This is a genomic window from Kitasatospora sp. NPDC043950 (assembly GCF_056435345.1).
Genome location: NZ_JBWKER010000004.1, coordinates 254,719 through 267,604, shown reverse-complemented (window position 1 = coordinate 267,604; position 12,886 = coordinate 254,719). Strand labels below are relative to the sequence as shown.

The 12,886-nt window shown below is 67.0% G+C and carries 4 protein-coding genes; 1 reads left to right on the top strand and 3 read right to left on the bottom strand.

Annotation, left to right across the window (positions count from 1 at the left end):
• Positions 1-30: 30 nt before the first annotated feature.
• From AC07BF_RS04700 to AC07BF_RS04690, 3 genes are all read right to left on the bottom strand, one after another.
• Complete coding sequence (locus AC07BF_RS04700) at positions 31-357, bottom strand: hypothetical protein (RefSeq protein WP_478332927.1); 327 nt, start codon at positions 355-357, stop codon at positions 31-33.
• 689 nt (positions 358-1,046) lie between these two features.
• The gene (locus AC07BF_RS04695; RefSeq protein WP_478332926.1) at positions 1,047-1,331 is read right to left on the bottom strand and encodes a MafI family immunity protein; all 285 of its coding nucleotides are present in this window, start codon (positions 1,329-1,331) and stop codon (positions 1,047-1,049) included.
• Positions 1,332-1,340: 9 nt separating this feature from the next.
• Positions 1,341-8,540, bottom strand: a complete 7,200-nt coding sequence (locus AC07BF_RS04690) for an RHS repeat-associated core domain-containing protein (RefSeq protein ID WP_478332925.1) — start codon at positions 8,538-8,540, stop codon at positions 1,341-1,343.
• A gap of 378 nt (positions 8,541-8,918) precedes the next feature.
• On the opposite strand from AC07BF_RS04690, the gene AC07BF_RS04685 reads away from it, so the two are divergent.
• Positions 8,919-12,716, top strand: coding sequence for a ricin-type beta-trefoil lectin domain protein (locus AC07BF_RS04685; protein ID WP_478332924.1), 3,798 nt, complete (start codon positions 8,919-8,921; stop codon positions 12,714-12,716).
• The last annotated feature ends 170 nt before the right edge of the window (positions 12,717-12,886 follow it).

The following is a 12,886-nucleotide window of genomic DNA, read 5'->3' as shown; positions in this document are numbered from 1 at the left end:
AAGGGCCTAGACAATCCTCATTCTCGCTGTTCAGAGGCACTTTCTGCTTTGCTGACCACCTGCCGGACAGTCAACTTCGTGAAAGCGCGAGGCTAGCTTGGCGCCCCACAGCGCGTAGCGCCCCATGGGCCGACCTTCGGTGTCGAGGACAAGGACCTCGATGTCGCCCCTAAGCGTCTCGATCGGCGCGTCCAAGGTCGGCCGCACAAGCCTGAAGGCGACTCGGGCGTTCTCGGCGTCAAGCAACGCACCGAAGTCGTCGTAGCTGTGGCGCCCGACAAAAAACCCTTCAAGATCGCAAGCGAATACGAATGCGCCACTTTCCTCGAACCGGACAGAATATTTCACCGAAAACATCGCCCACTTTCCACTGGGAACACGTCGAATCAACAAGTAGGAAAAACGGTGATCTTCTGGTACTTGACTTTCGGGTCCGTGTAGCCATAGTCCCCAAAGCGGTTCGGACCGACGATCCTGTACGTGTCGCCTTTCCCGGGAACCTCCCATTCGGGCGAGCCCTGGAAACCCGACTGCGCGTGAGGACCCCACTTGGCCGCGTGCTTCGCCGATTCGTACCCTTGATAAAGCTAGAGTAGGATCCGTGAGGCTTTCCGTGCGTGGGGTCCCCTGCCCGGCCTTAATCCTGGCAAGCTCGTCTGCAGCCCACCCAGGAACATTGTCGTCGTTGTGCACCAGCACCGGCGTTGTGCCGGCGAGTACATAGTACGCGTGCTTTGCGACCTCTCACTGCCTGCTTCTTCGCAGGTCGACGATAACTTGATGGTCCGTCGATGTCCGTGGATGTACGCCGACGTCCATGACTGTTGCCGTCACCACTGCCGTCAGAGGTGCAGACCAACCGCCTTGCCGCCGGCCGCGCCACCTTACTTCAGAAAAGGTCGACATGAACAACAGCGTAGGTGAAATGCTCGTACGCCTGGTGACCAGAGTACTTTTCGGCTACTCCGGACGAGTATCTCACTGGGGCACATACTTGAGGCCCCACCTGGGATATCAGATGGGGCCTCAGTCCTGGGCTTGCAACTTTACGGGGCGGGAGATTCGCGAGATATAGTCACGATGAGTTCATCGAGCTTGTCCACCGTCTTTGGCGTTCCCAACTCTTGCGCCGCGGCTACGATTCGCTTATAGTACGCCCGGGAAATTGGCAGGGAATCCTCATAGATCCACGAGCACATCGTGTCAAATGCCAACGCTTCTTCGCCAACGGCCATCAGGTGACGAACATCAGCGATAACCTCTTCCGAAGTCAGTGGCGAATCATCTAGGAGCTGCCCCACAAGCGCCTGTATGCGCCGGTATCTATCCATCGGTCACCGCTATTCTCTCGGGAAGGCTGTGAGAATTTTTCCGGTCAGCGGCTCGTAGCGAACCTCAATCGTTATCCCACGCACAACTCCAGTGATCGCCTGAACTGCAGGGTCTCCCTTTCGTGTCTTGAGAGTCCGCTCAGCATAGTTCGCCGATCCAGTCTTCCAGACGCGCGTACTGTTAGGGCTCGTTGCTACATCCGCTACGGCATCCAGGATGTCGTCATGACTCCATTCCTTTGGGAATATCGTCGCTCCGGGGCGTCCGGGGTAAGCGTGTTCGCTAAGGATATGTGCAGCATCGTCACCTAGCAGGTCTCGCCCGACTCCACCGCAGTTATGAACAAGGACCGGCGTGGCCCCTGCGAGCACATAGTACGTGTGGAGGTTGGCGACGGTGAGGTTGTAGGTCGATTGGGGATTGGTGTGGTAGGTGCTGACCTGGAGAACGGAGACGGTCTTTCTGTCTGCAGTCAGCAGTTGCTCGCTGGTCTTGACGTCTCCTGCTTCGGTCCAGCGTCGTGTGGTTTCATCCCAGTAAGGGTGCCCTTGGGTGGAGGTGATGGTTGAGGTCTTGGTGGGATCGGCCAGATCTGCGACTGTCAGATCAGTGAAGTCACGGTCGTCTGATCCTGTGATGGTGTTGGTTACCGGTTCGGCGTTTGTGCTGCCGGATTCCGGATCCGTGGCGACGACCTTGTCCCCGGGCTTTACTTCGCTGATGGGCTTGGAAGTTCCGTCGGCGAGGAGAACTGGTGTGTCGGGTGTGAAGCTGTTTCGACCGCCGCAAGCCAGCATCCGCGCCGCTGTTGCGGTTGTGGCTATTCCCGCGCCGGCGAGGGCCGTGCTGCCTGCCGCAGCTTCTCCCGAAGCAACGTCAGCGATCAGGGCGCCGCACTCGATGATGGCTGCGAGGCAAGCCGGGGCCGCTTCGACGGCAATAGGAGCGGCGATGAATGCGAGGCTGATGATCCCGACTGCGCCGACGAAGACCTTCTGCCAGCTTTCCAGTTTTCCCCTGTCGACCTTCATGTAGGTCGACGGGTAGTTCCAGTTCGTCGACCCCGTGGACACGCCTGACCCGCAGTTGTACTTGGCCCCCATGGCGTAGTAACAGGTGGGCTTGGCCTCTTTCGGCTTCGCGACCCGGTCCTGGGCAATGGCGGATGCGGCCGGGTGGCTGAAGTTGATGTACTGGGTGGTGATGACGTAGTCGTCGTTGTCCTCCGCCACCTTGATGTTGGCGTATTGGTAGTTGCCGGGGCCGCTTGCCCAGAGGTCGACGCTGCCGTCGACGTTGGCGCAGTTTCCGCTGCACTTGCCCTCAGGGCGAAGGCCGCTGGGGTCGGAGAGGTTGACGGGGTTGTTGTTGCTGTAGGCGTAGCCGTTCCACTGCTGGGGGTCGGCTGTGTCGAGGATGGGGTCGGGGCTGATGAAGCGTCCGCGGACGGGGTCGTACTGGCGGGCGCCGAGGTTGGTGAGTCCGGTGGTGTCGTCCTTTGTGCCGCCGACGAAGCCCTTGGTGCCGGCCCACTGGTTGGTGCCAGGCTGGGTGCCGCGGGGGTTGCCGAAGGGGTCGGTGGGGCGGCGGGTAACGGTCTGGGTCGCGTTGGTGTTGACCTGGACGCCGTTGGTGCCGTGCGGGTCGGCGGCCTGGATCAGGACGGCGCCTCCGCCGATGGCGGCGGTGACGCGTGTGTAGGTCAGTCCGCCCGGGGCGGTGATGGAGCGGACGTTGCTCGTGGAGCCGCTGGCCGTGTCGAGGGTGAGCTCGTCGGTGGGCAGGTTGAGCGTGGTCTTGCCGGGGTTGCGGCGGATGAGCTGGTTGCCGTCGGCGTCGTAGAGGTAGGTGGTGGCAGCGGCCTGGCCGGTCTTGGCGAGCGAGTCGAGCCTGTCCTCGCCGTTCCAGGCCAGGGTGGTGGTGCCGCCGGTGTCGGTGATGGCGGTGGTGTTGCCCTTGGCGTCGTACTGGTAACTGACGGCCTTGGTGCCCGCTGGCCCGCTGGTGGTGGAGGTGAGCAGGGCGTGGGGCCCGCCGGTTCCGCCGCCGGTGTTGGGGGCGCTGGTGGGGGAGTTGGTGCTCTTGGCGGCTCCGAAGGTCTGGGTCGTGGTGATGTCGTTGAGGCTGTTGCCGGTGATGTCGTGCTGCACGAGGCCGGTGCGGTTGCCGGTCGCGTCGTAGGTGTAGGTGTTCCAGTAAGGTGCCGGGCCGCCGATGGTCCGTCCGCCGGGGTTGACGGTGGCCGGGCCGTTCGCGTTGTTGCAGCCGCCGACGCCGGGCACGGTGGTGGAGCTGCCGGTGCCGTGGACCTCGCCCGAGGAGTCGGTCCAGTCGGCGGTGGTGAAGGTGCCTGCGGTGTCGGTCCAGGCGCCGGTCAGCCGGCGGAGGTGGTCATAGGTGAAGCACTGGGTGTCGGTCGCCGAGGCGTCCTGGATGGTGGCGGCCGAGGTGATCTGGCCGGACTGGGTGTAGGTGTAGCTGGTCTGGTCGACCGAGACGGTTCCGACCTGACGGTCGGTGAAGCTGTTGATGACCCGTCCGGTGGCCCAGTCGTACTGCTGGGTGGAGACGACCTGCTTGCCGTACTGGCCGACCGTCGTACGCACGGGGCGCGCGAGCGCGTCGTACTCGACCTTGGCGATGACGGCCTTGCTGAGGCTGGCGGCCGCGGTGAGCAGGCCGGTGATGGTCCGGCCGTAGCTGACGGTTTCTGCCGGCAGGCCGCCGGCGGCGGGGACACTGACCGTCTTCAGGGAGCCGATGACCGGGCTGTAGGTGTTGGTCGTCGTGTAGGTACCGGCGAGTGCGCCCTCGGCGGACGGGATGGTGATCGATGAGCCGAGAGGACGGTAGGCGGTGTCGTAGTCGGTGACGGCCTTGGTGTAGGCCGTGCCGCCGGCTCCGCCGACGTAGCGGGTCGAGGAGGTGGGCTGGCCCTTGACGAGGGTGTCGTAGCTCCAGGAGGCCAGCTGGTTCGCGGGTGCCACGGCGCCGTTGAACGTGCCGGTCTTACGGTTGAGCAGATCGTAGGTGTAGGAGAGTGTGTTGTTCTTGGCGTCGACGATATGGTCGACGCGCGAGTTGACGTCGTAGAACGTCCGGGTCACACCAGTGTCCGGGTCGGAGGCCGAGGTCTGACGCCCGAGCAGATCGTAGGAGTAGTTCCAGGCGTTGCCGCTGCTGTCGGTCCGGGACGCGGTGAGACCGGTCGGCGTGTATCCGTAGCTGGTGACGTCCGCGTCGGCCAGGTTGCCGGTCGCGGTCGGTGTCCGGTACTGCCCCAGGGCGGTGGTGCGGCCTCGGGCGTCAACCACGGTCGACGTCGGAGTGGCACCTGAGGGAGGCGTGACGTCGGTGCGGTCAGCGCCGGGGTAGGCGGTGTTGGTGGCCCACTGGAGGTTTCCATAGGAGCGGAACTCCGAGCGCACGACGCGCCCGTTGCCGTCGTAGGTGTTCCACGTCTGACCCGGGACCTGGCCGTCTGCCGCCGGGATGAAGACGGAGTTGGTGGGGAAGGACCCCTGCTCGTAGTACGGGTCCGAGGTCTTGATCACCCAGCCGTGGGTGTCGTAGACGGTGTCGGTGATCAGGCGCCCGGTCGGCTTGGCGGCGCTGGTGCTCTGGGTCTGCCGAGGCCGTGCCAGGCCGTCGTAGATGTCGATGCTCGCGGAGTAGGTGACCGCGTCGTCGTTGATCGATTCGGTCTTGACGGTGGACGGTGCCTTGGAGCCGTTCAGGAGGTAGGTGAATTTCCGGCTCGGCAGTTCCTCGGTCGGCCGGTCGGGCTCCCAGACTGCGGTGATGCGGCCGAGGGCGTCGTACTGGGCAGTGGTGACCCGGCCGTTGATGTCCTTGCTGACCAGAAGTGAGCCGCGGGCCGGATCCTGGGTGACGCTGGTGGTCCAAGCCGCTCCCATCGGTCCGGTGGTGCGGATCTCCGTCGGCAGCTGTCCGGCGGCCGGGGTGCGGGCGAGCGACGTGATGGCAGGCGTGACCGACGGCCCGCTCAGCTGGGCCCCGTTGCGGTCATAGGTCGAGCCTTCGGTCGTCGCAGTCGTGACGGGACGTCCGTAGGCATCGAAAGCTGAACTACCGTCATGGATATAGATGGGGTTGCCCGCTTGGTCGAAATGGTCGAGGACCTGGGCGCTGGTCGGGTCGCCGGCTGGACCGGCCTGTTTGAAGTCCTTGCCGTCATAGATGATGCGGCTGCTGGACAGGGTGTTGGAAGCCGTGGCCGTCGCGCCGCAGGACCCCTGGAAGGTGGTCATCTCCGAAGCCAGTGTCAGGAGCTGGGGGTTGTCACTGACCGCGTAGCCGGTGGTCGTGCAGGTCTCGGGAGTGGCGGTGGTGCCGTCGCCCTTGTCGTCGACCTTGACGACGCGGTTGCCGTTGGCCGGCTCGGTGGTCGTGACCGTCGTGGTCGTGCGCCAGCTGCCGTCGGTGAGCTTCGCCTTGGTGATCGCGGTGGTCTCGGAGTCCGGGAGCCACGCCTGGATCTTCGGCACGCCCGCGCTCTGGGCATGCGTCGCGGAGCTCGTCTGCCCGTTGTAGGTCCTCCCGGCCACCGCCGTGACCGTCCCGCCGGCCTGGTCGTAGACCTCGGTGGCGACGACGCGGCCGGACAGCTGGGCGCTGTCGGTGACGGTGCCGCCGAGCGGGCTGGGGACCTGGACGCTGCGTTGGGTCTTGCCGTTGGCGAGGTAGTCGTCGTTCATGCCCCGCAGGTAGGTGACCTTCTGCTGGGTCTTGGGTGCTTCGCTGGAGCCACCGCTGCCGGTCGTGGTGGTCACCGACTGGTACCCGCGGAAGCTGTCCCAGGTGCGGGTCTTGGAGTCGGTGAACTCCGCGTCGTTGCGATGCCAGGCGGCTCCACCGTTGTACGTGTACTCGGTGGTCTTGCCGATATTGGGTGTGCTGACGAGGTCCAGCGCGACGACTGTCTTGACGAGGGGCTTGTCGAACCAGTCGTTGACCGGGTCCTTCGAGGACAGGAACGTCGGGTACCACTTGACGGGCATGCAGGCCATCGTGTTGCTGTCCTCGGAGGACGGCATGTGGTTGTTCACCCGGGAGCATTCGGGGTCGGCGTAGATGACGCCGATCCGCCCGCCGGTCTCGGTGGTGATCTCCTGGATGCGCGGGCGCATGTACATCTTTTCGCCCAAGTCCAGGCCGTCGACGCGGTTGGCGCGCATCGTGTACTTGAACTGGACGGCGGGCAGGTCCTCGATCGCCGCCTGTCCGTTGCTCGGCACCCGCTGGACGGAGTCCAGCTGCAGGATTCGCTTGGTGGCGTCCCCGGGATCGGCAAGTTCCTGGTTGAGGTTCCAGGTGTCGACGGTGCGGTAGGCGGAGCCGACCATGACCTGTGTCGAGATCCCGGTCAGGCGCTTGGTCGTGAAGAAGGTGGGCGCCGAGTTCACGCACGAGCCGTCGGTGCAGATCTGGTCGATCGGCGTATCGGGCCAGGCGTCCGCGTTGGCCGCGGTGCGCTGGGCCTCGGAGCAGGTGATCGCACCGCTGGGTATGCAGCGCTCCGCGACGGTGAACAGGACCTTCGCCGCCGGGTTCGCGCCGCCCTTGGCCGCCTTCTGCTCGTCCAGGCGCTGGCCGTAGGCGATCTCCTTGAGGTAACCGGCCCGCTGGTAGTCGGAGAGGGTGCCGGTGCCGCCGTTCTGGACGCGGCCGCGGTTGTACTTGTTGCCCTCGGCGGCGTACTTGTACGTGGTCAGGTTGCCGTGCGGGTCGACCACGTAGTCGAGCTGCCAGCGCCAGGCCATCTGGCACCAGGAGTTGTTACCACTGCCGGAGTTGTAGCAGGGGTCGCCGCTGTTGGGCGAGTACACCGGCAGGGTCAGGACGGAGTTCGCGGCAGGATCGCTGCCGTCACCGCCCGGCAGGTGGTTGAGGCCGTAGTAGTACTGGACACCGTCGGGTGTGGTGATCCGCCAGTACTCCATGCCCTGGTAGTCGACATCACCCGCCGCCTTCGGAGCACCGGTGAGCTGCTCGACCTTGGTGCCGTCATCACTCTCCAGGTGCCAGACGTGGGTGTCGTCGTCGCGCACGATCGCACCGGCCCGGCCGCCGAGGGAGAAGGTGGCGTTCTGCCCGCCCCAGCACTGGTCGCCCGAGCCGGTGATGCCAGCCTTGTCGCAGCTGCGGTAGGACCGCTCGATGTAGCCGGGCTCGTAGCCCCAGCCGTCGCCGATCCACGAGGGCTGCGCGTTCGTGGACGACGTCTTGCCGTCCACGTTCGCCGAGTTGTAGCTCAGCGCAACGGTGGGTGCGGCGCCGCCGAGGGCCGGCGGTGTCTGGATCGGGTAGCTGTAGGTGAAGCTGCCCGTGTTGGAGCCTGCGGACCAGGCCACCGACGACGACAGTGGTGTCGCGGTGAAGTTGCCCAGGGGACCGGACGGGGAGGCCGCGGGGGCCAGGACCACGGAGCCGCCGGTTCCCCCGGCGCTGCCGACGGTCAGGGCCTGCGCAGGCGCCTGGGCGGACGAATTCGCGGTGGTGAACGACGCCTTCACCGCACCGCCCTGGGCGTTGCCAGGTGCCGCAGGGGGAAGGGTGACATCCGCAGTGATCGTGCCGGAGCCGTCGTTCTTCACCGGAACCGGGGTCTGCGTACGGCACTCGGGGCGTTCCGGCGTGGTCAGTGAACAGGCCGGGAGCGCGACGAGGCCGGCACGGTCCGACCACCCGCCCGCCTGCAGGGCCTTCAGGTCCAGGGTGACGCTCGCCTGCCGCCCGTCGCCGCCGACCGACGCCTTGGCGTCCGCCAGCGCCACCAGCGGCCCGTTGACGCCTGCGGCCTTGCCCTTGTCCTGTCCGGCCACCTCGACGGTGACGGCGTGCGCGCTCTCACCCTGGCCGGTTCCCGGTGCGACCCGGACGGCCAGATCCCCGGCCTTGGTTCCGGTCATGCCACCAGAGGCGGGTGAAGCCCCACCGGTCGCCCTGCGGGCAGCCTCGGCCTCGGCGCTGTCGGAGCCGAGCACGACCGTCGCGGTGCCGGTGACGATCGGCGGAGCGGTCTCCGGCTTCCAGTTCGCCGCCTTACCCTCCGACTTGGCGCCTGGCGGCTGGGCATCGTGTCCCTTGACGGAGGGGGTCGCGCTTCCCAGGGGCGTGTTAGGAGGAGCCCAGACCTCCCCTTCGGGCTCGGGGTAGGTCCATGCCACCGCCGGCGGCACGCTCACCCCGGTCAGTGTCAGGGCGACCAGGGCCGCCACAGCCGGCGACCGCCATCGGCCGCCTATTCGTCTTCCGGCCCGTTTCCGGGCAGGCCAAACCACCACAGTGGTTTCTCCTCACTCATTGTCGACACAACGTCATATGGACAGGTATGTGCCAGGATCGAGGTGACGATATGTGCACCCACTGACACGCCACCAGGTCGCACGAGTGCCGTACATGAGATGTTTATGAAGTCTTGATCTCGCGATCCGCGGCTTATCTGGACACATCGGCACGAACCGACAAAGGGTTTGACCGATCCACAGGCCAGCACGCATCGTTCCCACCCGAACCCACCCCATCGAGGGTGCGGCCCGACCGGGAGGGACCCCGCAATCCGCATGACCAGCACTCCGCGCACAATCGCGCACACACGACCAACACCGTCCATACGCAGGCGCATACTCGCGCTGACCGCCCTCGGCACCGGCTGCGCCCTGAGCCTGGCCCTGCTCAGCGCGCCGGCGGCGCTCGCGGCCGACACCGTCCCCGCCCCGCCGACCCACGGCCCGGTGGGTGGACTGCCGCCGATCGTCCCCTCGTCACCGGCACCTGCCCGCACCCCCGCGCAGCAGGCCATGCTGGACGCGCTCGCCAAGGCCAAGACGACCGGCAAGCCGGTCACCGTCGAGACCTTGACCAATGAGGCCTCCAGAACCATCGCCAACCCCGACGGCACGCTGACCAGCACCGACAACGCCCAGGCCGTACGGACCAAGCGCGGTGGTGCCTGGGCGGACATCGACTCGACGTTGCGGGCCAACGCCGACGGCACGTTCAGCCCGGCCGTCGCGACGACCGGGCTGAAGTTCTCCGGCGGCGGGGCGGGCCCGATGGCCACCGTGACGACCGACGACGGCAAGAGCCTCGCGGTGAACGCCCCGTTCGCCCTGCCCAAGCCGTCCGTGACCGGCGCCAACGCCACCTACGCCGACGTCCTCCCCGGTGTGGACCTGCAGCTGACCGCGCTGTCCCAGGGCGGCTGGCGGGACGCCATCATCGTGCGGACCAAGGAGGCCGCCGAGAGCGCGGCGCTCAAGTCGCTGACCTTCCCCGTCTCCGCGCAGGGCCTGTCCATGGCCAAGGACCAGTCCGGCGGCATCACCGTCGTCGACGACAGCGGTGTCACGCGCTTCCGCGCGCCCGTACCGCTGCAGTGGGACTCCAGCAAGCCCGCGCCTTCGACCGCCACCGCCGACCGGGCTTCCAGGGACTCGGTGCGTGCGGCGTTGGCGGCCGCCCCGACGCCCGCGCCCACGGGGAGTGCGAGCGGGATTCCGTCGACCGCCGAGGAACCGGGTGACGGCGCGAACGTGGCCGCCATCACCACCAAGATCACGCCCGCGGCGATCGAACTGACGCCGGACCACGACGCCCTCGGATCCGGCGACGGCCCCTGGTACCTCGACCCGTCCCTGGTGGCGGCGACGAGCTCGGTCCAGGGATCGGTGGAGGTCCAGGAGAACCACAAGAAGGCGGAGAACTTCAACAAGAAGAGCAACCTGGCCACCGGCTACTGCGGCTACCACAGCAGTGACCCGAGCCTGGACTGCGGTGACCTGGGCCGCCAGCGCGCCTACTTCCAGTTCGGCATCAACCCGGTGCTCTACACCAAGCCCGGCGGCGCCGAGAGCCCGCCGAGCATCTACAGCTCCACCCTCAACTTCCAGGTCACCGGCGCCTCCAGCCCGGGCACGAACACGCCGCTCGTGGTGTACTCGGCTCCCAAGCCCATCCACGAGCACACCAACTGGACCGACCAGCCCTGCGGGGACAGCAAGACCGTCGTCATGGAGAACTGCCCGACGGTCAACGGTCAGTGGATCACCGGCACCGGCCCGCTGGCCGTCGACGTGACCGACATGATGAAGCAGGCGATCGCCGGCCAGTGGCCGTGGTGGACCGTCGGCATCGCCCCGATGGGCAACGAGTGGGACATGATGTACCGGCACTACATCGCCAACAATCCCTCCATCACCACCACTTACGACATCACTCCGACCGTCTGGTACCCGCGCACCAGCCCCGCCCCCGGCTTCGCCTGGAACAACAGCGCCGCCGAGTGCACCACCGGCGGCGCGCACCCCTGGGACAACCCCGGCTGGATCGGCGGCAACCAGAACATCAACCTCACGGCCAACAGCTACTCGCCCGCCGGGCAGACCCTCCACACCGACTACCAGATGTGGGACGACAACGACGCCAATTTCAGCTGGACTCAGGGACGCTGGGGGACCAGCTACAACGACCCCGGCCCCTCCGTGGGCGTGGGATCACTGTCGGACGGCCACCAGTACGGCTGGACGGCTCGCGCCACCGACGAGATCCTCACCTCGCCCATGACCCCGTGGTGCTACTTCCGCGTCGACAGGACCAACCCCCGCGTCAGCATCAGCTCGACCGACTTCCCGCCGTCGGGCACCCCCAACCCCACCCCGGCCAAGTACATGAACGACCCGGGTGCCTTCACCATCAACGCCGAGGACCCCGCCCCCGGCGCCGGGCTCCAGGCCTCCGGCGTCGCCTGCGTGCGCGTGAGCACGGACCCTACCCCGGTCGTCGGCTGGCGCTGCGGCCAGAACGGAACCCTGCCCCCCGGCCAGCCGTACACCTACAAGCCCAGGGACTGGGGCACCAACACCCTGTACGCCTGGGCCATGGACAACGCCGGCAACTACAGCCAGCCGGCCGTCTACAACTTCTACGTCCCCTGGAAGCCCGACACCCAGCCCCTGTTCGGCGACGTCGACAACGACCAGAAGCCCGACGTCATCACCGTCGACAGGAACGGTGACCTGCGTGTCATCGGCGGCACCATCGACCCCACCACGTCCCTGGCCGCCCCCGCCGCCGCTGCCCCGGGAAACCGGGACTACGGCGCCACCTGGTCCGACTACCAGGTCAGCCACCACGGCACCTTCGCCGTCGGACAGGCCGTCGACGAGATCCTCGCCCACTACACCAAGGACACGACCTCCAAGCTGCGCGAGGCCCTCTACCTGATCCCCAACAACGGCACCGGGCGCTTCGACACCCTGACCCCGATCGCCCTCAACCGGCCCGCCTGCACGACCTACGAGACCGGCAAGCCCTGCTCCGGCTACAACCAGAAGAACTGGAGCGGCGCGTCGCAGGTCATCGCGATCGGCACGCCCGACGGCGAGGCCGTGGGTGGTGAGCCGGGCAACGAGGCCCGCAAGGTCATCATGACCCAGACCTCTGTTCTCTCCCTGGAGAACAACAACCTCTACCTCTTCCAGCCCAACGGCCTCGTCGACTCCCTCGACGCGGCCACCTACATCCCGGCCGTCTCCGGCAGCTGGGCCGACCTGGAACTGCTCAACCCGGGTGCGGCCAACGGGGCGACCGCCGTCCCCGGCACCACCGACCCCACCTACCAGACCACCATCTGGGCGCGGAACCGCACGACGGGTGACCTCTTCGCCTACCCGCTCGGCTACAAGGCCGACGGAACGGTCGACTACTCCGCCCTCACCAAGCCCGGCCAGGGGATCAAGCTGGACGTCGGCCAGCCGGTCAAGGCGGGCGACTACCCCCGGATCGGCGCCGGAGACCTCAACAACGACGGCACCCCCGACCTCTGGGTCATGGACAACAGCAACGCGATCGCCATCTTCGCGGGCAAGAGCAACGCCGGCACCAAGGGCAAGGCCGACGGCTTCGTCCCGCCGGCCTTCGCCGGCTTCTCCGACTCCAGCGTCACCATCCACTCCCAGCTGGTGAACTGGCTGTGCGCCGACTCCATCGGCGGCCCCAACGAAGGCACCGAGGTCGCCGCCTACGCCTGCTGGCAGACCATCAACCAGCGGTTCAACTTCGCCACCGACGGCACCATCCGTTCCGGTAGCTGGTGCGTCTCCACCAAGGGCAACGCCCTCGGTAACGGAACCGGCCTGATCCTGTCCCGCTGCGTGGGCAACACCGGCCAGAAGTGGGCCGTACGCCCGGACGGCCGGATCTACCTCCCCGCCACCGTCACTGCGGACAACCCCGGCGGCCGCTGCCTCGAACTGCCCGGATGGGCCACCGACCAGGGCACCCGGCTCGGGATCTGGAACTGCCCCGGTCTGCAGGCCAACCAGCAGTGGAGCCTCAACTACGAGCAGCACGCGCCCTGATGGCGCTCGCCGTGGGGCGAGCTGAACCGATCTGAAGAACGTGAACAGCCTGTAGACAGGCCGGTGGGGGGGGGGGGGGAGGGGGGGGGGGGGGGGGGGGGGGGGGGGGGGGTGCGTAGAGGGGTTGTTGCGGGCGGGGGGGTGGGGGGCGGGGGAGAGTGCGGGGGGAG

Excerpts from the sequence above, each read along its gene's own strand:
- AC07BF_RS04685 (WP_478332924.1), top strand. The coding sequence starts at position 8,919 with ATGACCAGCACTCCGCGCACAATCGCGCACACACGACCAACACCGTCC.
- AC07BF_RS04695 (WP_478332926.1), bottom strand. The coding sequence starts at position 1,331 with ATGGATAGATACCGGCGCATACAGGCGCTTGTGGGGCAGCTCCTAGAT.
- AC07BF_RS04700 (WP_478332927.1), bottom strand. The coding sequence starts at position 357 with ATGTTTTCGGTGAAATATTCTGTCCGGTTCGAGGAAAGTGGCGCATTC.